The sequence below is a fragment of the Hymenobacter daecheongensis DSM 21074 genome, from assembly GCF_900141805.1.
Classification (GTDB): domain Bacteria; phylum Bacteroidota; class Bacteroidia; order Cytophagales; family Hymenobacteraceae; genus Hymenobacter; species Hymenobacter daecheongensis.
Genome location: NZ_FQYN01000001.1, coordinates 75,582 through 96,557, shown reverse-complemented (window position 1 = coordinate 96,557; position 20,976 = coordinate 75,582). Strand labels below are relative to the sequence as shown.

Here is a 20,976-nt window from a genome sequence, read left to right as displayed (position 1 = left end):
GAATTTTCATTTCCCCAACAAACCCTCATCATGAAAAAAGTTCTTTTCCTCGCCCTGGCTGCTGTTTCCCTGTCGTTCTCTTCTTGCGAGAGCAAGAAAGAAGAGGCTACCGAGCAGGCTGCTGAAAACGTAGAAGCTGCTGGCGAAGCCAAAGCTGACGCTATGGAAGATCAGGCTGATGCCGTACGTGACTCGGCCGACAACAAGGCTGACGCTATGGAAGAGTCGGCTGACAAGATGCCCGCTGCTACCGAGACTCCCGCTCAGGAAGTTAAGTAGTTTCCCGGCCTTTCAGGCTTGTCAAAAGAGCCTCTCCCTGGCGGAGAGGCTCTTTTTTTTGTTTGCGGCAGGCTCCTACCCCAGGCGGTGCCCAATAATCTTATCCACAGCCTTGAAGAGCTTGCGGGGGGCGTAGGTGCGCCAGGGGAGTTCGTCGAGCTGGCCGCCGAAGTTGATGTAGCTGTCTACGTTGTACTGGCGCATTTCGCGGATGACGTGCTCGGCGAAGTTGAGGCCGGCAATCCAGCCGTCTTCCACGTCTTCGAACCACTCTTCGTAGTAGCTGTCGTCGGAGCCGTGGAAGTTGAACACGTTTTCGCCCACGAGGATGAACTTGCGGATGCCTTCGTGCACCATCAGATCAATGATGTTGCGCTTGAGCTGCATCACGTCGTTTTCGATGGCGTCGTTCCACTCGCCGAGCAGCTCGATGATGCCGATGCCCTCGTCGTAGTCGACAAACAGAATTTTGAGAAAGAGCGTGTCGGAGTCGAGGCTGTCCCACTGGGGGTGGATGTAGTAGCCGTAGATGGTATTGGTGAAGGTGTCGAGGCTGTTTTCGGCTTCGAAGAGGGGGGAGCGGGGGTCTTCGGAGGCGGAGTACTGGTCAATCCAGTTGTAATGCGGCTCAATGGTATGCACGGCAGACGCGGATAAGGGTACACGGATGAAGAAGCAACAACCGGGAGCCGGAAAAGCTCCGGGTTCGTACGCTTGTTGGGGCCGGGACAGCTGGTATTGCGTACAGCTATCGACTGCTTTTTGATTAAGTTTAGAAACGACCCGCTAACTTGTACTGCTATGGATGCTACCGCTATTTCTGCTTACATCGAACTGAATCCGCAGGTGCGCTTTGGCAAGCCGGTGGTGAAGGGCACACGCACTACGGTGGCGGAGGTGCTGGAAATGCTGGCCAATGGCATGAGCACAGCCGATATTCAGGAGGATTTCCCAGCCATCGGTCCGGAGCAGGTGCGGGCTTGTTTGCTATATGCGGCCTATAAGGAAAGCGTGGTGCTGCTTTCCGTGGCGTAAGTAAGCATGCGGCTACTGTTGGACGAAAATATATCGTGGCGCTTAGCAGCCTACTTGCGCCCGCACTGCGCGGCGGTGTTGCACGTACGCGACGTGGGCCTGGCGAACAGCCCGGATACCACTATCTGGCGCTACGCCCGCCAACATGGCTATGATATTGTAACCAAGGATGAAGATTTCCTGCGGCTGGTGATTACCGAGGGATTTCCGCCCCGTGTGGTGGCCATACAGAACGCGCAGGTGCCCGCGGCTAAGCTGGCGGAGTTCCTGCTGGCCAAGCTGCCGCAGCTTCGGGAGTTTTTGGGGGAGCAGACGGAGTTTGGGCTATTGCTGTTGCGGTTGGGGTGAAGCCGGTTTGCCGCCCGCGCATCAATGGCGGGTCAGTTTTTACGTCATAGCTGGTAAAAGCTATGTTAAACTCGCTCCAGCTGGGGAGCCAGCAACAATAGAGTGGCGGCGGTAGTGGGGGGCGCGTTAGGCTTACGCCTGCTAAGCTGTATGTACATATAGCATCGCGGCTCCTAGCAGAAGTTCCGGCAAGCAAAATGCAAGTAAAACACAGCCCGCAAGCCAGCGTCCGGCCCGGAAAGCCATATACGCTATAGTTACTAACACTAAACCGAGCGGTAAGAACAAGAACCCGCCATCAATCAGACTCATCAAAGGGTCATGTTTATCCAACTGCAAAACATACTGCAGTACGGCCCATTGGCCGATTATTACCAAGGCTCCAATCTTGCCCAGGTGCTGTTGGATAACGTGGCCTTCCATAAGAGTCCTTAGCGTTTATACGCCTCAATAGCCGCCCGCACCGAGCCATGTTGCTTCAGCAGCGCCGCGGCTTCTTCCTGCGGGATACCCAGCTCGTCCATGATCATCTTTTCGCCGCGGTCCACGAGCTTGAGGTTGGAGAGCTGCATGTCCACCATTTTGTTGCCTTTCACGCGGCCCAGGCGGATCATGGTGGCGGTGGTGAGCATGTTGAGCACCAGCTTCTGGGCGGTGCCGGCCTTGAGGCGGGTGCTGCCCGTCACGAACTCGGGGCCGGTGACGGCCTCCACGGGATAGTCGGATACGGCGGCCACGGCGGAGTCGGGGTTGCAGACGATGCAGCCGGTGGCAATGCCGTGGCGGCGGGCCAGGGCCAGGCCGCCAATCACGTAGGGCGTGCGGCCGGAGGCGGCAATGCCGACCAGGATATCATCGGCGTTGATATTGTAGGCGGCCAGGTCGCGCCAGGCCTGCTGGGGGTCGTCCTCGGCGTTTTCCACGGCTTTGCGGATGGCCGAGTCGCCGCCGGCGATGATGCCCACGACCAGGCCGGCGGGCACGCCAAACGTAGGCGGGCACTCCGAAGCATCCAAGATGCCCAGCCGCCCGCTGGTGCCCGCCCCGATGTAGAACAGCCGGCCGCCGCGCTGCAGCCGCGCCACGGTGGCTTCGACCAGGGCCTCAATCTGCGGCAGCGCGCCGGCCACCACCTGGGGCACCGTCTGGTCTACGCTGTTGATGCCGGCCAGCAGCTCGCGGGTGGAGAGGGTTTCGAGGTGGTTGAAGTGGGAGGGGCTTTCGGTAGACATTTCTTGATGTGCTAATTTTTAATGTGCTGATGTGCTGGCCTGTCATTGCGAGGAACGAAGCAATCCGTCCTCTCAAATGTGAAAAGCCCTGTTGACCTACAAAGCCCTGGTGGATGTTGAAGACAGGGCTTTCTGATTAATCAACGTTTGGCTCGTTGTTCAGGACGGATTGCTTCGTCGTTCCTCCTCGCAATGACAGGCGGCTTCCGTGGCGGCTGCGTTTCAGCGTCACTTCAGGCGTCCGATAACGGAGAACTTGTCGAAGACGTTGGGGGTGTGGGGCGCGTCGCGGTCCAGCTCGCGGGTCAGGTCCTGGCCGGCCCAGTGCTCGTAGTGGTTGCCGCGCTTCCAGAGGCGGGATTTGGTCACGTCGTAGATCAGGCCCTGGTAGCCCACCCAGATTTCGTCGCGGTCCTGGCCGTTGCGCAGGGCCAGCTGGGCGCGGGAGTATTCGGGGAGGGTATCGGTTGTTGGTTGCGAATTGCCAGTTGCCGGGGTCATTCTGTTGGGAGTTGCCAGGTGCGGGTGGTCAGCATTTTATAGCCGTTCTCAGATTGGGGTGTCTGGTGCAGTCTCGGGACCTCACCCCCGGCCCCGGTTCGCTTTAGGCGCGAAGCCTTGGGGAGAGGGGAGCCAGACGACTTGTATACCAACCGGAGAACTATAGTAAGAAGCTGTTTGCGTTGAAATTTCAGAAAGCGGATACGGTGTAGAGACGCATACTTGCGTCTCGTCGTTCGCGCCGTTTGCCGGGTTGTCGTTCAACGACGAGACGCAAGTATGCGTCTCTACCCCAGCAGCGCCTGTGTCAGGATCCAGCGGTTGGGCAAGTCGCCCTGGGCGGCTTTGAAATAGTCCTCGTAGCTGCAGGGCACAATGCGCTTAATGTCGCTGTTGGCCATGCTTTCCACTTCCAGCCACCACTTTTCGGTGCGCTTGGCTTTGTAGAACACCAGCTTGGCCGGCGAGCCGGGCAGGCCCACGGCGTAGCGCGTGAAGCGGCGGCTCTGGAAGTCGGTTTCGCCGCGGCGGTGGTAGAAGCCCTCCACGAAGTACCAGAGCATGGTGGCCAGGGTGCTGGCAGCCAGGCCGTGCTGGTCGTAGCAGGGGCGGTAGCCGTAGAGGCCGAAGGAGCTGAGCTGGTCGTTGTGGCCGGCGTACCAGGCCAGCTTGGCGGCTTCCTCGTTGGTGAGGCCGAAGGGGTTGGCGGGGTAGTAAGCGGGCGCGTCGTTCCAGCGCAGCGCGGCCACGTCGAAGCTCACGAAGTCGGCCTGGCGCAGCAGCGGCTCGGCCTGCCGGATATCGTCGCGCACCTGGCCCAGGCGCAGGGTTTCGAAGTGCAGCTTTTCGAGGGCGGCCAGCACGTCGGCAGCCACTAAGTATTGCTGGTGGGCGAGCTGGGCGAAGTTGAACAGGAAGCTGGGCTCGTGCATCAGAATGCGCCGCAGGTGGGCCGCCTCGGGCGCGGCCGTGTCGTGCTCGGCCATGTCCACGTGCGAGTCGACGGTGGCGAAGCTGACGGGGCGGTCCAGGTTTTCGTAGGCCAGAAACTGGCCGTAGTCGAGGTCGTGGCTGCCGCCGAGCAGGATGGGCACCGTGTTGTGCTCCAGCAGCGTGCCGATGATTTCGCGCAGGCGCAGATAGGTGTCTTCCAGCGTGAGGCCGGGGCGCAGGTTGCCCAAATCGACGAGGCGCAGGGAGCCGGTGCCTTTCTGGAGCTGGTAGAAGCGGCGGCGCACCTCATCGGCCCCGTGCTGGGCGGGCGCGCCGGCAGCACTGCCGCGCCACTCGTCCAGCCCGATGAGGGCCAGATCGGCGGTGCGCCAGTCCGGAAACGTGTCCTGGAAGCGCGTGGCGTAGTTTGCCAGCGTAGTAGAAGCCGCCGCGGGGGCGGTAAGCTCCTCGGGGAGCGGATCAAAGAAGATGGCCAGATTCATCGGGCGCGGGAAGGGCAGGTGAACAAAACTACGCAAAAGCGGCCACCCCTGCGCGTATTTCGGCGGTGTTTGGGCCCGGTGGCGACGGCGTGAATAGGGTTTCCGCCAAAAAATCTATTTATTTAAGCAGCCTTTCCTGCCCGGATTTGGCTATTTTTCCACGCAAACAAGCAGCTGCTCAGTCCTCTCGCGGTCCGGCGCGCTGCTATTCCCACCCTCCGTAGCTCCCTCTCCACCATGGAAGTCCGTCGTTCCTTTGACATTCTGACCCACCAACTCGCCAACACGCCCAAAGCCGATTGCCTCGCGGCCAAAATCGCGGGAACCTGGCAAAAAACCAGCACCCAGCAAGTGCAGGACACGGCCAATCAGGTCAGTCTGGGGTTGCTGTCGCTCGGAATTAACAAAGGCGACAAGGTGGCTATCATCTCCATGAACCGCCCCGAGTGGATGTTCGCCGATTTCGGCATTGCCCAGCTCGGAGCCACCAGCGTGCCGATGTACCCCAGCATTACGGTGGAAGACTACAAGTATATTTTCAAGGATGCGGGCGTGAAAGCCGTATTCGTGGCCGACAAGGCGCTGTATGCCAAAGTAAAAGAAGCCACCGCCGCCCTTCCCGAGGTGCAGCACGTTTTCACCTTCGATAAGGTGGAGGGAGCCCGCCACTTCAGCGAGCTGCTGGAAATAGGCAAAAAAGGCGACCCCGCGACGCTGGAGCCCCTCAAAGCCGCCGTGCAGCCCCAGGATCTGCTCACCATCATCTATACCAGCGGCACCACCGGCAACCCCAAAGGCGTGATGCTCAGCCACAACAATATTCTGAGCAACTGCCGCAACTCCCAGCGCTTCGTGCCCGTCACGGCCAACGACAAGGCCCTGAGCTTCCTGCCGCTCTGCCACATCTTCGAGCGCATGGTGACGTACCTCTACATGATCAACGGCGTGAGCATCTACTACGCCGAGAGCATGGAAGTCATTGCCGATAACCTGCGCGAGGTGAAGCCCGAAATCTTCACCACCGTGCCGCGCCTGCTGGAAAAAGTGTACGACAAGATCGTGGCCAAGGGCCACACGCTGGAAGGAGCCAAAAAAGGCCTGTTCTTCTGGGCCCTGGATCTGGGCCTGAAATACGACAATCAGAAAGACCACGGCTTCCTCTACAATACCCAGCTCAAGCTGGCCAATAAGCTCATCTTCAACAAGTGGCGTGAGGCGCTGGGCGGCAATCTGCGCTGCATAGTGAGCGGGGGCGGGGCCCTGCAGCCCCGGCTGGCGCGGGTGTTCTGGGCCGCCGGCATCCGGGTGATGGAAGGCTACGGCCTGACGGAAACCTCGCCGGTAATTGCCGTGGGCGGCTTCGAGCCCGAAAACAACATGATTGGCACCGTGGGCCCCATCATCGACAACACGCAGGTGAAGATTGCCGCCGACGGCGAAATCCTGACCAAATCGGACTCCGTGATGGTGGGCTACTACAACCAGCCCGAGCTAACGGCCAAGGAGTTTGATGCCGAGGGCTGGTTCCATACCGGCGACATCGGCGAGATGGTGGAGGGTAAGTTCCTCAAAATCACGGACCGCAAAAAGGAGATGTTCAAAACCTCCGGCGGCAAGTACATTGCCCCGCAGGTGATTGAGGGTAAGCTGAAAGAGTCGCCGCTGGTGGAGCAGGCCATGGTGGTCGGGGCCGACCAGAAGTTCCCCGCCGCCCTCGTCATCCCCAACTTCGACGACCTGAAAGGCTGGTGCAAGCGCAACGGCGTGGACTGCGACTGCTCGAACGAAGAGCTGGTTAAAAAGGAAAAGGTGGTGGAGATGTACGAAGACCTGGTGAAGAAGTACAACCAGGGCTTTGCCCAGTGGGAGCAGGTGAAGAAGATTGCGCTGCTGCCTCAGCTCTGGACTGTAGAAACCGGCGAAATGACCCCCACCATGAAGGTGAAGCGCAAGATTATCACGGAGAACAACAAGAGCCTGATTGAGGGCTTATACAGCCGCGACGAGCGGCGGTAGGGAGTAGGCCTGACAGCGCTTAGCAATAAGTCAATAAATAAGCCTTGTTACTGCAGTAGCAAGGCTTATTTATTGACTTATAATATATAATTTTGACGGCTTTTAACCTATTTTCTCTTTTTTACCATTCCCTTTATGAGGAAGTTTTCTAATCTTTTGTTCGCCTCTATCTGCGCCTTGTCGCTATTGGCCAACTGTACTGGTAAGCAAGGTGACCCGGGCCCCGCTGGGCCTGCTGGCCCCACCGGCCCAAACATGTCTGGCAGCTTGGTCGGCTTTGTCAATCCGATTAGTGAAGATGGTACAGAGTTGAACAAAGCAGGGGTCACAGTGACCGTGACCAGCGTTACGCCCCAGCTTACACAAACCACGAATGCTAGCGGCCGGTATGAGTTTGCCAACCTGAAAAACGGCACTTACAATCTCTCGTTCAGTCGGAACGATCTGGGTACTTTCAAGATTTTCGGCTTTGGTCACGTCGGTGGCGACGCCCCGACAGTCATCACCTCAACCTACGTGCCGGCCATCTCACAAACTCTGGTAACCAACTTGCGGGCCAGTGCGCCCAAGTACGACCCTTCGAGTGGCTACTACACGGAGATGACAGGCTTCTTCTACAACAACGCGGTGACGAATTCCTACCGGGCTGTCGTGTTGTATGGGGGCACCACGTCGACTGTATCCTCTACGACCGGCACCTTGCTGGGCACCTATTACGTCTATCAGTATTCAGGCTCAACCGGTAGTTTTCAGGTGACGCGTAGCCGCTTCACCAGCGCAGGATTTGCTGCGGGCAGTACGGCTTACGTAGTAGCGTATGGAGTACCGGACTACTATAGCATCAGCTACAACGACCCGACTACTGGGCGAACAGTTTTTCCGGCTATGAATCCAACAGCCTCGCAAGTCGTGCCGGTAGTTGTTCCGTAGTATACCGGATGCTGTTTTCTCCCGCCGGTGCCTGAGAAGAGGGTGTTGTGAAGCCAGGCTCCATAATAGCACTCAACGCTTCGGATCTACTCAACTCAATTCGTCTCCATACCCATAAACCTTCCCACATGCGGAAATTTTCTAATCTTCTTTTCTCTTCCATCTGCGCATTATCTCTATTGGCCAGCTGTGCTGGCAAAGATGGTGATCCGGGCCCCGCTGGTGCCGCTGGCGCTACAGGTCCCACAGGCCCGTCCGGCCAGAATTTGACTGGGAACCTGTTTGGCTTTGTGAATCCACTGGATGAAAACGGCCAGAGCCTGGCGAAAAATGGTGTTGTAGTCACTCTTGAGGGAGTTACTCCGGCTGCTACGGCCACCACTGATGCCAACGGCCGCTACGAGTTTGCCAACCTGCGCAATGGGACCTACAACCTAACCTATACCCGTGGCGGTCTGGGTACGTTACGTCGTCTGGGCGTTGGTCATATCGGCGGCGACCAAGCTACCTTCTTGGGTACGAATACGCTGGTGCAGCCTTCCACCAACGCCGTCAGCAACTTTAGCTTCGGCCCGCCAAGCGGTACTTCCGTGCCTTTCGTGATGACTATCACAAATATTAACCCTAGCGTAAGCTTGCGTGCCACTATTTTTGTGGGCACCAGCAGTAGCGTAAATTCGAACACCGGCACAGCACTGGGTACGTATATCGCTAGTGCTAACGGAACAGTTAATACCAGTTTTTCCAAGGCGACCCTCAATTCAGCTGGTTTGGTGAGTGGCACTACCGGTTATGCCATTGCGTATGGTTCCCCAACCACAACTACCATCTATACCGACCCGACAACGGGCCGTAGCGTGTACACTTCCTTGAGTACCACGCCTTCGTCGGTGGTTAGCTTCATTGTACCTTAAGTGCCCTGTTGGTACAGCACATTGTATTTGGGCTAGGCTTCCATCAAAAAGCCTGGCCCAAACTTTTTCCGGCCGAACTAGTATGCAAGCATAACATATTCTTTGTATGTTTACCCCACTTCTATTGCGCCATGACCCCCGAAGAAACCGTCGATTATAACATAAAAGTTGCCTGGCACGCCATTTCGCGCATGTACAACACGCAGGCCGCCAAGCACGACATTACCACCAGCATCGGTTTTGTGCTGCTGAATATAGACCAGGAAAACGGAACCCCCGCCACCAAAATAGCACCCCTGCTGGGCCTCGAAACCCGCTCCCTGACGCGCATTCTGCGCAGCATGGAGGAAAAAGGGCTTATATATAAGCAGGCCGATACTCAGGACAAACGCTCGGTGCGCATCTTTTTGACGGAGGATGGCCTGCGCAAAAAGGAGATATCGCGCCAGACGGTGCGCCACTTCAACCTGCTGGTGCGCGACAAAATCCCGCAGAGCGAGCTGACCGTGTTTTTTAAAGTAGTGAGCCAGATTGCGGGCATGATCGAGGGCAAAACGCTCTATGATGACTTCAAGCTAAAACCCCTGCGCTCCGAATCCTCCGCGGCTTAGCGGCCTGGGTTCGGGGCGTTGCTTTTGATAGCCAAACATTTACCGCGCCTTCGTGCTTCTCTAAACTCGGCATGACGAGTAGTTTGGGCGAAGGTTCTTTCTGCTGATTCTTTCATTTCTCACCCACCTCATTCCTCTCCAAGAATGAATCGTACCATCAAGAAAGTAGCCGTGCTGGGTTCCGGCGTCATGGGCTCGCGCATTGCCTGCCACTTCGCCAACATCGGCGTGCAGGTGCTGCTGCTCGACATTGCTCCCAAGGAGCTGCTGCCGGCCGAAGAAGCCAAGGGCCTCACGCTCGACAACCCGGCGGTGCGCAACCGTATCGTGAACGGGGCGTTGCAGGCGGCCGTAGCGGCCAACCCCTCGCCGCTTTACCGCAAGGCCGACGTGAGCCGCATCAAGACCGGCAACTTCGACGACAACCTCAAGGACATTGCCGGCTGCGACTGGACGATTGAGGTGGTGGTGGAGCGCCTCGACATCAAGAAGAGCCTGTTTGAGCGGGTGGAGCAGTTCCGCAAGCCCGGCACGCTCATCAGCTCCAACACCTCGGGCATCCCGATTCACCTGATGACCGAAGGCCGCTCCGACGACTTCAAAAAGCACTTCTGCGGCACCCACTTCTTCAACCCGCCGCGCTACCTGAAGCTGCTCGAAATCATCCCGACGCCCGACACCGATCCGGCCATCGTGGATTTCCTGATGCACTACGGCGACCTGTACCTGGGTAAGACCACCGTGCTGGCCAAAGACACGCCGGCCTTCATTGCCAACCGCGTGGGCGTTTTCGCCATTCTGGACGTGCTGCAGGTGATGACCAAGCTCGGTCTGACCGTGGAGGAAGTAGACAAGCTGACCGGCCCGGTTATCGGGCACGCCAAGTCGGCCACTTTCCGCACCTCCGACGTGGTGGGCCTCGACACCCTGATGAACGTGGCCAACGGCCTGGCCCAGGGCCTGCCCAACGACGAAGCCAAGGACGTGTTCCAGCTGCCCGACTTCCTCAAGAAGATGGGCGAGAACAAGTGGCTCGGCGACAAAACCGGCCAGGGATTCTACAAGAAAGTGAAGGGCGAGGGCGGCAAGTCCGAAATCCAGGCCCTCGACCTGAATACGCTGGAATACAAGCCCGGTGCGAAGGTAAAGTTCGCCACCCTGGAAGCCACCAAGCCGATTGAGAAGCTGGCGGACCGCTTCAAGGTGCTGGCCGCCGGCAAGGACAAAGCCGGGGACTTCTACCGCCAGACCTTCGCGGGCCTGTTTGCCTACGTCTCGAACCGGATTCCGGAAATCACCGACTCGCTCTACAAGATTGACGACGCGCTGCGGGCCGGCTTCGGCTGGGAGCTGGGCCCCTTCGAAACCTGGGATGCCCTGGGCGTGCAGAAGGGCCTGGAAATAGCCCAGGCCGAAGGTAAAACCGTGGCCCCGTGGGTAGAGGAGATGCTGGCCGCCGGCCACACCACCTTCTACAAGGTGAGCGAACAGGGCGTGAAGCAGTTCTACGACCTCGACTCGAAAGCCTATAAGGCCATTCCGGGCGTGGAGAACTTCATCATCCTCGACAACCTGCGCAGCACCGGCAAGGTGATCTGGAAAAACTCGGGCGCTTCGGTACTCGACCTCGGCGACGGAATCATCAACGTGGAGTTCCACTCGAAGATGAACGCACTGGGCTCCGATGTAATTCAGGGCCTGCTCAAGGGCGTGGAACTGGCCGAAAAGGACTTCCGCGGCATGGTGGTCGGCAACGACGGCCCAAACTTTTCGGCCGGGGCCAACCTGGGCCTGGTGTACATGTTCGCGCTGGATCAGGAGTACGACGAGCTGAACATGATGATTGCCCAGTTTCAGCAGGCCATGATGCGGATGCGCTACAGCAGCATTCCGGTGGTCAGCGCCCCGCACGGCCTCACGCTGGGCGGCGGCTGCGAGCTGAACCTGCACGCCGACCGCGTGGTGGCAGCCGCCGAAACCTATATGGGCCTCGTGGAATTCGGCGTGGGCCTGATTCCGGGCGGCGGCGGCACCAAGGAAATGACCCTGCGCACCGCAGCCAAGTATGAGGAGGGCGAGCCGGAATTCAACCTGCTCCGCAACACCTTCATGACCGTGAGCACCGCCAAAGTCTCGACCTCGGCCGCTGAAGCCTTCGACCTGGGCTTCATGCGCCGCGGCGACGAAATTGTGGTGAATTCCAACCGCGTACTGGCCCAGGCCAAAGCCGCCGCCATTGAGCTGGCCGAGGACGGCTACACCCAGCCCGTGCAGAAAACCAACATCAAGGTGCACGGCAAGGGTGCGTTGGGCATGTTCATGACCGGCGTTTCGGCCATGCGCGAAGGCCGATACATCTCCGACCACGACGTGAAAATTGCCAACAAGCTGGCCTACATCATGTGCGGCGGCGACCTGAGCAGCCCCACCGAAGTAAGCGAGCAGTACCTGCTGGACCTGGAGCGCGAAGCCTTCCTGAGCCTGACCGGCGAGCGGAAAACGCTGGAGCGCATTCAAAGCATCCTGACGACGGGCAAGCCGCTGCGCAACTAGAGCTAAAAACTAGTTCCCCTCCTTTTTTAAGGAGGGGTGCCCGAAGGGCGGGGTGGTTCAATCGTTGTTTAGTTGAACGACTGGCTAGTTCTAGTTTTTTAGCTCTAGCAAACCACCCCGCCCTTCGGGCACCCCTCCTTGAAAAAAGGAGGGGAACTAACTGCCTAGCTCTAGTCCCAACCACTTCTCAAAGACTCAAAAACATGAATGCATACATAGTTGCCGGATATAGAACTGCAGTAGGCAAAGCCACCCGCGGCGGTTTCCGTTTCACCCGCCCCGATGACCTCGCCGCCGACGTCATTAAGCACCTGGTCGCCTCGGTGCCCGCCCTCGACCCCACCCGCATCGACGACGTCATCGTCGGCAATGCCGTGCCGGAAGCCGAGCAGGGTTTGCAGATGGGTCGTCTGATTTCACTGCTGGCTTTGCCGATGAACGTGTCGGGCCTCATCGTGAACCGCTACTGCGGCTCAGGCGTCGAAACCATTGCCATGGCCGCCGGCAAGATTGCCGCCGGCATGGCCGACTGCATCGTGGCCGGCGGTACCGAAAGCATGAGCCTGGTGCCCACCGTGGGCTGGAAAACCGTGCCCAACTACAAGCTGGCCAAGGAGCACCCCGACTACTACCTCGGCATGGGCCTCACCGCCGAAGCCGTGGCCCAAGACTATAAGATCAGCCGCGAAGACCAGGACCAGTTTGCCTACAACTCCCACCAGAAGGCCATCAAGGCCATCCAGGAAGGCAAGTTCAAGGAGCAGATTGTGCCCGTGACGGTGGAGGAAACCTACCTCGACCAGGCCACCGGCAAGAAAAAGACCCGCTCGTTTGTGGTGGATACCGACGAAGGCCCCCGCGCCGATACGTCGCTGGAAGCCCTGGGCAAGCTGCGCCCGGTGTTTGCCGCCAATGGCTCCGTCACGGCCGGCAACTCGTCCCAGACTTCCGACGGCGCGGCTTTCGTTATCGTCATGTCGGAGCGCATGGTGAAGGAGCTGAACCTGGAGCCCATTGCCCGCATGGTCACCTACGCCACCGAGGGCATCGACCCGCGCATCATGGGTATGGGGCCCATCAAGGCCATTCCGAAGGCCCTGAAGCAAGCCGGCATGAAGCTCGAGGATATCGACCTGTTTGAGCTGAACGAGGCATTTGCTTCGCAGTCTTTGGCAGTGATGCGCGAGCTGGACATGGACCAGAGCAAGGTAAATGTGAACGGCGGGGCCATTGCCCTCGGGCACCCGCTGGGCTGCTCCGGCGCCAAGCTCAGCATCCAGCTGTTTCACGAGCTGCGGGCGCAGGGCAAAAAGTACGGCATGGTTACCGCCTGCGTGGGCGGCGGCCAGGGCGTAGCCGGCATCTACGAGCTGCTGAAGTAACCGACGTGGTGGGACGAATTGCCCCAAGGCTTCGTTCCACCACTATTTCGTTTGATCCGCTAACCAACCAGCCATGAAAAAGCGCCTGCGCAAGAAGAAGTACATCGGCGAATTCCAGGAATTCGGCTGGTACGTGACGCTCGTCCTGAAAAGCGACGACGCGCAAACTAAGGAGGCTCTGCTGGACGCGCTGCTGGAACAGATGGACGTGCTGGACCTGATGATGGGCGGCTCCCTGGTTTCCTTCTTCGCGCAGCCCGTCATCCGGCTGACCAAAGAGCAAACCCAGGAGCGGCAGCAGCAATTGCAGCAGTGGCTGACCCAGCGGCCCGAAGTGGCTCAGGCCACCAGCTCGGCGCTGACGGATGCCTGGTATGGCCCTTTTCCGCAGTAGCGCAGCAGGAATAAGCTCCGACCCGTTCGGAGCTTCTTTTTCGCAAAGTACTCGGCAAGCATAACATAATTTCGTATCTTTCGGTACGACAAAACGCCGGGCCTCCCGGCTCTAAATACTCGGCAAGCCGAACAGTTTGCCGGCTTTCGACTTCAAAAACCCAACTCCAAACACTCCCTTTAGTCATGGAAGTAACCAACAAGCTTGTGAAAGGCGGCGAGTTCATCATCAAGGAAACCAGCGCCCAGGGCGTATTCACCCCCGCCGACTTCTCGGAGGAGCAGAACATGATGCACCAGACCGCGCTGGACTTCGTGGACAAGGAAGTGTCGCCCCTGCTCGACCGCCTCGACAACCACGAGGAAGGCCTGATGCGCGGGCTGATGGAAAAAGCCGGTCAGCTGGGTCTGTTCGGCGTGAGCATCCCCGAGCAGTTCGGCGGCCTCGACATGGACTTCACCACCTCGCTCCGCGTGACCGAAGGCGTAGGCGGCGGCCACTCGTTCCCGGTGGCCTTCGCGGCCCACACCGGCATTGCCATGCTACCCATTCTGTACTTCGGCAACGAGGAGCAGAAAGCCAAATACCTGCCCGGCCTCACTAGCGGCGAGCTGATGGGCGCGTACTGCCTCACCGAGCCCGGCTCCGGCTCGGATGCTCTCGGCGCGAAGACCAAAGCCATGCCGACGGAAGACGGCGGCTACGTGCTGAACGGCCAGAAAATGTGGATTACGAACGGCGGCTTTGCCGACGTGTTCATCGTGTTTGCCCAAGTGGATGGCGACAAATTCACCGGCTTCATCGTGGACCGCGACACGCCCGGCCTGAGCCTCGGCAACGAGGAGCACAAGATGGGCATCAAGGGCTCCTCCACCCGCCAGGTGTTCCTCTCCGACGTAAAAGTGGGCAAGGATGCCGTTCTGGGCGAAATCGGCAAGGGCCACCTGATTGCCTTCAACATCCTGAACATCGGCCGCATCAAGCTGGCGGCGGCCTGCCTGGGCGCTACCAAGATGGCGGCTACGCTGAGCGTGAAATACGCCAACGAGCGGGTGCAGTTCAAAATGCCGATTGCCAAGTTCGGGGCCATCAAATACAAGCTGGCCCAGCAGGCTATCCGCATCTACGCCGTCGAATCAGCTATTTACCGCGCCGGGATGGACATTGCCCGAATGGAGCAGGAGCTGCTCAGCCAGGGCCAGAGCCACAACGAAGCCCTGCTAGGTGCCGCCCGCGAGTTTGCCGTAGAGTGCGCCATCCTAAAGGTGGAAGGCTCGGAAGTACTTGATTATGTGGTGGATGAAGGTGTGCAGGTCTACGGCGGCTACGGCTTCTCGGCCGACTACCCCATGGACCGCGCTTACCGCGACTCGCGCATCAACCGCATCTTCGAGGGCACCAACGAAATCAACCGCATGCTGGCCGTTGACATGATCCTGAAGAAGGCCATGAAAGGTGAGCTGGACCTGATGGGCCCCGCCCAGGCCGTGCAGGCCGAGCTGATGGCCATTCCGGACTTCAACACGGAAGAGGAAACCGGCCTGTTCGCCGCCGAGAAGAAGACGCTGGGCAAGCTGAAAAAGGCTATCCTGATGGTAGCCGGCACGGCCGTGCAGAAGTACATGAACTCGCTGGCCAAGGAGCAGGAAGTGCTGATGAACATTGCCGACATGGCCATCAAGGTGTACACCGCCGAAAGCACGCTGCTGCGCGTGGAGAAGGAAGCCGCCGCCCAGGGCGAAGAGGCCGTTTCGACCCAGATCGACATTGCCCGCGTGTACCTGTATGACACCGTGGACCAGGTGAATAAGTTCGGCAAGGACGCCTTGGCCTCCATGACCGAAGGTGACGAGCAGAAGCTGCTGGCTATGGGCCTGAAGCGCTTCACCAAAGCGGACCTCTACAATGCCAAGGAAGCCCGTCGTCGCATTGCCGACAAGCTGATTGCCGCCAACGAGTACGTGTACTAACACCACGGACCACGGATTCGCGCGGATTTTTCGGATTTCACGGATTTTGTGGACGGCTGCTGGCAGGCGGTTGTCCGCAAAATCCGGCTCTGAAATTGTGAATAAGCAAAAGGCCGCTCCCGATACCGGGAGCGGCCTTTTGTCATTGCGAGAAAAGCGAAGCAATCCGTTCTGGGCAACGAGCCAAGCCTTATAAACTGAAAAGCCCTAACGTATGTGTTACGTCAGGGCTTTCTGGTGAAAATGAGCTTTTTACATTTCACAGGACGGATTGCTTCGTCCTTTGTCCTCGCAATGACAGCGGGTTACTTTACCACAATCTTATTCAGCATCAGCGCCGCCGACTTCTTGCTGGGCCGGCTTACGCCGATAATGGTTTTCGCGTCGAGCCAGCCGGTGAAGTCCTTTACGTAGGCCAGATTCTGGTCGGCGGCTACGGTCAGGCCAAGGGCTTTGGCGGGCTGCGTCGCGCCGGTGCGGGCATCCACGCGGCGCACGTACAGGTCCGATTTGCCATTGAGCTTCTCCTGGGTCAGGATTTGGATTTCGGGGCCGAACACGGCGGCGCGGTAGCCGATGCCGGTGAACGACTCGGTGGGCGGTGCCACCTGGTCTTTGGCGATGATGCGGTGCCAGCTTGGGCTCTGAAACTCGTTGTAGCCGAACAGGTGCAGCTCCCGCGCATGCACCGGCGACTCGTCGCCGCCTTCCTCATATTTCTTCTCGGCTACTACCACCAACTGTTTTTCTTCGGTGAGAAGCAGGTCGGAGATATACACGTCTTCCAGCCGCTTGGCGCTGGCCTGCGTGGCTTTGTTTACTTCGGCCAGATACTCAGGCGTGAAGCGGAACTCCGGCGCGAATTTCATGTCGCCCTTATCGATAAAGTCGAATTTTACCACTTTCAAGCTGTAGTAGAGGCCGCTTTCCCGCTCGTTGCAGATGGCGGCGGCGTAGAGCATGTTGTCGGGCTGCAGCGTGAAGCGCGAGTCGAACACCGTGACGGCCTTGCCGCCGAATGTGCCCCCCACGGCTACTGACATCACCTTGATATCGGGGTTGTCGTTGCGGTAGCGGCGCACGGTCAGCTTCTTCATCTGGTCGCTGACGAGCGTGGCGTACTGCGTGCCGTCGTTGGCCACGAACACGGTGGGGGAGAAGAAGTCGCCGAGGTCGTGGAAGTCGTAGGTGCGGTCCTTGAGCTTGGTGAGCTTCTGGTCATAGATCGAGGCACTGATGGCCTTGATCTGCACCTCGCGAGTGAGGTAGCGGTAGGCCACCAGCCGGGTGCCATCGGGCGAAATAGCGATGCTGGGGCGCCGGTCGCGGGCGGCGGCCTCCACCAGCTTTTTGAGCGGGCCTTTCTGGCCATTGCGTAGGTCGATGGGCAGGGCGGTGAGGTTCTGGCTGGCCTCGTCCTTATGATGAACGATAACCCAGGCCTGCTCAGGGCTGTGGCTGAACGCCTCGATGCTCTCCCCGGCGGCCACGGGCACGGCCGCCGTCCAGACGAGCTTCAGGTCGGCATCGTAGCGCTCCACGGCGTAGTCGGTGCCCGCCTTGTGCGCCAATATGATGAAACCGCCCGCCGGCAGCGGCAGCATCTTGCGCGTCACGCGCTGGTTGTAGCGGTCTTCGGCCTTCTCGGGCAGGTAGCTGAACGGAACCGATTTCACCTTCTGCGCCAGCGATATCTGGCTGGCCAGCAGGCTGGTGAAGAGAAGGCTGGCGGCAAGCAGATTTGTAAAGCGCACGGTAAAAGCCAGTTAAGTTGAAAAAGTGATTAAAGCCGAAAAAATGTACTCTCCAAAGGTATCCAATCGGGGCCGGCAAGCGTACATGCCCCGCTCCCCACAGGCAAACGGCTTGTGCGTAACGATTTGTTCATGCTTCCTTAACGCACAGGTCGGCATTTTTCGTCGCTAATGCTTTTCCTTTGCCACGAAAAGAAAAGGATCAGAAGCCTCGTTTTTACGGAATATATTGTATAATTTGAATACAGTATGTAAACTTGGCTGCTGATCAACCGAAAAGTCCTTGGCACTATGCAGAGGAACACGTTGGCAGGTATTTTACCAAATACCCGCTTTTTTAACCGATTGAAGTCGCTCTTGGCCCTGATTTTGTAGGGGCACGCGCCGCTTACTGCCACACATTTTAGCTATGAAATCTTCCTTACGCTTCGCTTTACTTTTCGCTCTTATCATAGGTGGCCGGCTCGTTAAACAGCCCGCTAACGCTACCGTAGCAGCCAAACCCGCCCAGCAGGAAACTCCCGTCCGCAATACCTCTTTCTTCGCCCGCCAAGTGAACCCCGAGCAAAGCATTGGCGGCAGCGGCAGCCGACTCTGGCAGGCCACGGCCCCCAGCACCCGAACAACCGTTTCGTTAGAATAACCCGGCAGGCGACTTTTTCAAAGTCGCCTTTTTTGTGCCCGGCACTTTCCGGCCCGCGCCTCAGCTGATGCGGCTCCAGTTAACGGCCGTGGCGGGCAGCGAGGCAATGTGGTGGCGGATATTCGCGTTTTCGGGCTTGGCCAGACCGGGGTCATCCTCCAGCAGCCGTTGCGCCGCCGCCCTGGATTCGGTCAGGATGCGGCCGTCCTTGGCCAAGTCGGCAATGAGCAGGTCGAGCACGCCGCTCTGCTGGGTGCCCATCAGGTCGCCGGGGCCGCGCAGCTTCAGGTCGATGTCGGCAATTTCGAAGCCGTTGTTGGTGCGCACCATCGTTTCGAGACGGGTGCGGCTGTCCTTGCTGAGCTTGTAGCCCGTCATCAGAATGCAGTAGCTCTGCTCGGCGCCCCGGCCCACGCGGCCGCGCAGCTGGTGCAGCTGCGAGAGGCCAAACCGCTCGGCGCTTTCAATGATCATAACGGAGGCATTGGGTACGTTCACGCCCACCTCAATCACGGTGGTGGCCACCATGATCTGGGTTTCGCGGTTCACGAAGCGCTGCATCTCGAAATCCTTCTGCTCGGCCTTCATGCGCCCGTGCACAATGCTGATCTGGAACTCCGGGAAGGCGCGGGCCACGCTCTCGTAGCCATCGGTGAGGTCTTTGTAATCCATCGTTTCCGACTCCTCGATGAGCGGATACACGATGTAGACTTGCCGGCCCAGGTTGATCTGGTCGCGCACGAACTGAAACACCTTCAGGCGGTTGGCGTCGTAGCGGTGCACGGTCACGATGGGTTTGCGGCCAGCTGGCAACTCGTCGATGACGGACACGTCCAGGTCGCCGTAAAGCGTCATGGCAAGGGTGCGCGGAATGGGCGTAGCCGTCATCACCAGCACGTGCGGTATCACGGCCGGGTTTTTCTGCCAGAGCTTGGAGCGCTGGGCCACGCCGAAGCGGTGCTGCTCATCCATGATGGTGAGGCCCAGGTTTTTGAACTGCACCACGTCTTCGAGCAACGCGTGGGTGCCCACCAGCATGTGCATTTCGCCGCTGCGGAGCTGCTCGTGCAGCACGCGCCGCTCGGCGGTGCGGGTGCTGCCCGTAAGCTTGCCCAGCTTCAGACCCAGCAGATCGGCATACACTTTCAGGCCCACGTAGTGCTGGTCGGCCAGAATTTCGGTGGGGGCCATCAGGCAGCTCTGCGCGCCGTTGTCGGCGGCCATGAGCATGCTGATGAAGGCCACGATGGTCTTGCCCGAGCCCACGTCGCCCTGGAGCAGGCGGTTCATCTGCTGGCCGGTGCAGAAATCCTTGTAGATATCGTGAATCACGCGCTTCTGGGCCCCGGTCAGGTCGAAGGTCAGCACGTTTTTGTAGAAGTGCACCAGCGTGGGTACCTCCCGGAAAATCTGGCCCGCCAGCGTCACCTTGCGCTGATCCTTCTGGCGCAGCAGCTTGAGCTGCACGTAAAAAAGCTCCTCAAACTTGAGCCGGAACCGGGCCGCCTGGAGCAGCTCGGGTGTCTGCGGAAAGTGAATCTGCTGGTAAGCCTCGGCCTTGCTCATCAGCCCGTAGTGCTGAATCAGGGCCGGCGACAACGACTCCTGCACGTGCGGCAGGGCAATCTTGAGCAGGTCGGAGACCATGCGGGCAATAGCCTTGCTATCAATACGATGGTAGTTCTTGAGCTTCTCGCTGGTGTTGTATACCGGCTGCAGAAAGCTCTGGCCCGGCTTGGCCTCCGTCACTTCCTCCAGTTCCGGGTGCGCCATCTGCGGCTTGCCATTGAACACGGTCGGCTTGCCGAATACGATGTATTCCTGGTGGTTTTTGATGATGCTCTGCAGCCACTTCACCCCCTTGAACCACACCAGCTCCAGCTCCCCGCTGCCATCCGATACCTTGGCCACCATGCGCTGCTTCGGCCCTTCGCCCACCACTTCACGGTTGCGCAAAACGCCCTTCACCTGCACGTAGGGCAGGTCTTCGTGCAAATCAACGATGCTGTAGAACTGGGTACGGTCGAGGTAGCGGAAGGGGTAGCGCTGAATCAAGTCGCCGTAGGTGAAGATGTTCAGCTCCTTCTGCAGCAGCGTGGCCCGCTGGGAGCCCACCCCCCGCAGGTTCTCGATTTTGGTATTAAAAAAGCTCATTCAGAAGCTGCTGGCAGTCGGCTGTTAGCTTATCAGGTACGATATGGGATGAATAACGCCAGCGGCTACTGGTATTTCAACGTATTCAGCATCTGCATGATATCCTTCTTCACGTAGTCGATAACCGGGGCCAGCGAGTCGTTGGCCGTGGCGGTGGGAAAGTACAGCGCCCCGCGGAAGAAGTGGCGGGTGCTGTCGGTGGTATAAAACTGAAACTGGCTCGGCACTTCGCCCGCCAGCTGAAAAATGGCCACCTGCATGCCACTCGGCGTTTTAACGATGCTCTCATCAATAGCCGAAGCCTTGATCTGGTGCTTGGCCGTGAGCTTGAGGGCATCTTCTATCAGCTTGCCAAACCGCTTTTTATCATTCTGCACCGGCATGTAGGTTATCTGCACATTGGCGTGGAGCTGCGGATAAATCACGTTGATCCAGTGCGGCTGAGCCAGGTAGGAAGAGTCGCGGCGCACCTTGGCGTAGCGCGAATACTGGAACGTGTACGGGTGACCCGGTGCCAGCTGCTGGTAGGAGTGCGGCGGCAAATCGATGCGGTTGTAGCCTTTGGGCTTGGGCGTAAAGTCAGACGGCCCGGAGCAGGCGGTAGTCAGCAGCGCCAGACCCAGAAGGGTTGCCCCGAGGCTGCGCGGAAGTTGAAAAGCAGGCATTTTGAGCAATGCGGTTGAGTAGTCAAAGGTAGCCGGAATTGGGCAGCGTTGCCAAGTGGCCCCAGTGGCGGCGGCTCTGCGGCCCGGCCACCGCGCAGGCACAACGAAAAAAGCCCTGGCAACGTGCCAAGGCCTTTCCCGAAACTAGATGGAGCGGAT

The 20,976-nt window shown here is 58.9% G+C and carries 19 protein-coding genes; 12 read left to right on the top strand and 7 right to left on the bottom strand.

What is annotated here, in order from left to right; genetic code table 11:
- The first annotated feature begins 30 nt into the window (after positions 1 to 30).
- A complete protein-coding gene (locus BUB62_RS00440; RefSeq protein ID WP_073104793.1) occupies positions 31 to 279 on the top strand; it encodes a hypothetical protein in 249 nt (82 codons plus the stop codon).
- 75 nt (positions 280 to 354) lie between these two features.
- Here BUB62_RS00440 and BUB62_RS00435 read toward each other — a convergent pair whose 3' ends face one another.
- Positions 355 to 921, bottom strand: a complete 567-nt coding sequence (locus BUB62_RS00435; RefSeq protein WP_073104791.1) for a hypothetical protein — start codon at positions 919 to 921, stop codon at positions 355 to 357.
- Positions 922 to 1,080: 159 nt separating this feature from the next.
- Between BUB62_RS00435 and BUB62_RS00430 the strand changes: the two genes are divergently transcribed.
- Both BUB62_RS00430 and BUB62_RS00425 read left to right on the top strand, forming a co-directional pair.
- A complete protein-coding gene (locus tag BUB62_RS00430; protein WP_073104788.1) occupies positions 1,081 to 1,314 on the top strand; it encodes a DUF433 domain-containing protein in 234 nt (77 codons plus the stop codon).
- 6 nt (positions 1,315 to 1,320) lie between these two features.
- Positions 1,321 to 1,662, top strand: a complete 342-nt coding sequence (locus BUB62_RS00425; protein WP_073104785.1) for a DUF5615 family PIN-like protein — start codon at positions 1,321 to 1,323, stop codon at positions 1,660 to 1,662.
- Positions 1,663 to 2,093: 431 nt separating this feature from the next.
- Here the strand turns inward: BUB62_RS00425 and murQ are convergent, their stop codons facing one another.
- The 3 genes from murQ to BUB62_RS00405 form a co-directional block, all read right to left on the bottom strand.
- A complete protein-coding gene (gene murQ / locus BUB62_RS00415) occupies positions 2,094 to 2,894 on the bottom strand; it encodes an N-acetylmuramic acid 6-phosphate etherase (RefSeq protein ID WP_073104781.1) in 801 nt (266 codons plus the stop codon).
- Between the two features lie 228 nt (positions 2,895 to 3,122).
- Positions 3,123 to 3,395, bottom strand: a complete 273-nt coding sequence (locus tag BUB62_RS00410; RefSeq protein WP_073104778.1) for a cytochrome b5 domain-containing protein — start codon at positions 3,393 to 3,395, stop codon at positions 3,123 to 3,125.
- Between the two features lie 287 nt (positions 3,396 to 3,682).
- A complete protein-coding gene (locus tag BUB62_RS00405) occupies positions 3,683 to 4,831 on the bottom strand; it encodes a formimidoylglutamase (RefSeq protein WP_073104775.1) in 1,149 nt (382 codons plus the stop codon).
- A 237-nt stretch (positions 4,832 to 5,068) separates the two neighbouring features.
- Here BUB62_RS00405 and BUB62_RS00400 point away from each other — a divergent pair, with 237 nt between their 5' ends.
- The 8 genes from BUB62_RS00400 to BUB62_RS00365 all read left to right on the top strand — a co-directional run bounded on the left by BUB62_RS00400 (position 5,069) and on the right by BUB62_RS00365 (position 15,601).
- A complete protein-coding gene (locus BUB62_RS00400) occupies positions 5,069 to 6,847 on the top strand; it encodes an AMP-dependent synthetase/ligase (protein WP_073104772.1) in 1,779 nt (592 codons plus the stop codon).
- A 135-nt stretch (positions 6,848 to 6,982) separates the two neighbouring features.
- Positions 6,983 to 7,777 carry an SdrD B-like domain-containing protein gene (locus BUB62_RS00395; RefSeq protein WP_073104769.1) on the top strand — a complete coding sequence of 265 codons (795 nt, stop codon included), beginning with the start codon at positions 6,983 to 6,985 and terminating at the stop codon, positions 7,775 to 7,777.
- A 128-nt stretch (positions 7,778 to 7,905) separates the two neighbouring features.
- On the top strand, positions 7,906 to 8,691 hold the full coding sequence (locus tag BUB62_RS00390; RefSeq protein WP_084538711.1) for a carboxypeptidase regulatory-like domain-containing protein: 786 nt from the start codon (positions 7,906 to 7,908) through the stop codon (positions 8,689 to 8,691).
- A gap of 131 nt (positions 8,692 to 8,822) precedes the next feature.
- Positions 8,823 to 9,302 carry a MarR family winged helix-turn-helix transcriptional regulator gene (locus BUB62_RS00385; RefSeq protein WP_073104763.1) on the top strand — a complete coding sequence of 160 codons (480 nt, stop codon included), beginning with the start codon at positions 8,823 to 8,825 and terminating at the stop codon, positions 9,300 to 9,302.
- A 144-nt stretch (positions 9,303 to 9,446) separates the two neighbouring features.
- A complete protein-coding gene (locus tag BUB62_RS00380; RefSeq protein ID WP_073104760.1) occupies positions 9,447 to 11,855 on the top strand; it encodes a 3-hydroxyacyl-CoA dehydrogenase/enoyl-CoA hydratase family protein in 2,409 nt (802 codons plus the stop codon).
- A gap of 203 nt (positions 11,856 to 12,058) precedes the next feature.
- Positions 12,059 to 13,237: an acetyl-CoA C-acyltransferase gene (locus BUB62_RS00375; RefSeq protein WP_073104758.1), complete on the top strand. Its 1,179-nt coding sequence runs from the start codon at positions 12,059 to 12,061 to the stop codon at positions 13,235 to 13,237.
- A gap of 73 nt (positions 13,238 to 13,310) precedes the next feature.
- The gene (locus BUB62_RS00370; protein WP_073104755.1) at positions 13,311 to 13,631 is read left to right on the top strand and encodes a 50S ribosome-binding protein YggL; all 321 of its coding nucleotides are present in this window, start codon (positions 13,311 to 13,313) and stop codon (positions 13,629 to 13,631) included.
- Between the two features lie 185 nt (positions 13,632 to 13,816).
- On the top strand, positions 13,817 to 15,601 hold the full coding sequence (locus tag BUB62_RS00365) for an acyl-CoA dehydrogenase family protein (protein WP_073104753.1): 1,785 nt from the start codon (positions 13,817 to 13,819) through the stop codon (positions 15,599 to 15,601).
- A 305-nt stretch (positions 15,602 to 15,906) separates the two neighbouring features.
- Here BUB62_RS00365 and BUB62_RS00360 read toward each other — a convergent pair whose 3' ends face one another.
- Positions 15,907 to 17,355: a hypothetical protein gene (locus BUB62_RS00360; RefSeq protein ID WP_073104750.1), complete on the bottom strand. Its 1,449-nt coding sequence runs from the start codon at positions 17,353 to 17,355 to the stop codon at positions 15,907 to 15,909.
- Positions 17,356 to 17,764: 409 nt separating this feature from the next.
- Between BUB62_RS00360 and BUB62_RS18860 the strand changes: the two genes are divergently transcribed.
- Positions 17,765 to 17,998 (top strand): hypothetical protein, encoded by a 234-nt coding sequence (locus BUB62_RS18860; protein WP_143163966.1) that lies wholly within the window; start codon positions 17,765 to 17,767, stop codon positions 17,996 to 17,998.
- A 60-nt stretch (positions 17,999 to 18,058) separates the two neighbouring features.
- Here the strand turns inward: BUB62_RS18860 and recG are convergent, their stop codons facing one another.
- Entirely contained in the window at positions 18,059 to 20,152 is a 2,094-nt protein-coding gene (gene recG, locus BUB62_RS00355; RefSeq protein WP_073104747.1) for an ATP-dependent DNA helicase RecG, read from the bottom strand.
- A 65-nt stretch (positions 20,153 to 20,217) separates the two neighbouring features.
- Positions 20,218 to 20,817 carry a gliding motility lipoprotein GldD gene (gldD, locus tag BUB62_RS00350; protein ID WP_073105909.1) on the bottom strand — a complete coding sequence of 200 codons (600 nt, stop codon included), beginning with the start codon at positions 20,815 to 20,817 and terminating at the stop codon, positions 20,218 to 20,220.
- Positions 20,818 to 20,976 lie beyond the last annotated feature (159 nt).

Bases quoted from the DNA above. Each gene is read 5' to 3' on its own strand.
- BUB62_RS00405 (WP_073104775.1), bottom strand. From the start codon at position 4,831: ATGAATCTGGCCATCTTCTTTGATCCGCTCCCCGAGGAGCTTACCGCC.
- BUB62_RS00365 (WP_073104753.1), top strand. From the start codon at position 13,817: ATGGAAGTAACCAACAAGCTTGTGAAAGGCGGCGAGTTCATCATCAAG.
- BUB62_RS00380 (WP_073104760.1), top strand. From the start codon at position 9,447: ATGAATCGTACCATCAAGAAAGTAGCCGTGCTGGGTTCCGGCGTCATG.
- BUB62_RS00370 (WP_073104755.1), top strand. From the start codon at position 13,311: ATGAAAAAGCGCCTGCGCAAGAAGAAGTACATCGGCGAATTCCAGGAA.
- BUB62_RS00390 (WP_084538711.1), top strand. From the start codon at position 7,906: ATGCGGAAATTTTCTAATCTTCTTTTCTCTTCCATCTGCGCATTATCT.
- BUB62_RS00400 (WP_073104772.1), top strand. From the start codon at position 5,069: ATGGAAGTCCGTCGTTCCTTTGACATTCTGACCCACCAACTCGCCAAC.
- BUB62_RS00425 (WP_073104785.1), top strand. From the start codon at position 1,321: ATGCGGCTACTGTTGGACGAAAATATATCGTGGCGCTTAGCAGCCTAC.
- murQ (WP_073104781.1), bottom strand. From the start codon at position 2,894: ATGTCTACCGAAAGCCCCTCCCACTTCAACCACCTCGAAACCCTCTCC.
- BUB62_RS18860 (WP_143163966.1), top strand. From the start codon at position 17,765: ATGAAATCTTCCTTACGCTTCGCTTTACTTTTCGCTCTTATCATAGGT.
- BUB62_RS00430 (WP_073104788.1), top strand. From the start codon at position 1,081: ATGGATGCTACCGCTATTTCTGCTTACATCGAACTGAATCCGCAGGTG.
- BUB62_RS00375 (WP_073104758.1), top strand. From the start codon at position 12,059: ATGAATGCATACATAGTTGCCGGATATAGAACTGCAGTAGGCAAAGCC.
- BUB62_RS00395 (WP_073104769.1), top strand. From the start codon at position 6,983: ATGAGGAAGTTTTCTAATCTTTTGTTCGCCTCTATCTGCGCCTTGTCG.
- recG (WP_073104747.1), bottom strand. From the start codon at position 20,152: ATGAGCTTTTTTAATACCAAAATCGAGAACCTGCGGGGGGTGGGCTCC.
- BUB62_RS00410 (WP_073104778.1), bottom strand. From the start codon at position 3,395: ATGACCCCGGCAACTGGCAATTCGCAACCAACAACCGATACCCTCCCC.
- BUB62_RS00385 (WP_073104763.1), top strand. From the start codon at position 8,823: ATGACCCCCGAAGAAACCGTCGATTATAACATAAAAGTTGCCTGGCAC.
- BUB62_RS00440 (WP_073104793.1), top strand. From the start codon at position 31: ATGAAAAAAGTTCTTTTCCTCGCCCTGGCTGCTGTTTCCCTGTCGTTC.
- gldD (WP_073105909.1), bottom strand. From the start codon at position 20,817: ATGCCTGCTTTTCAACTTCCGCGCAGCCTCGGGGCAACCCTTCTGGGT.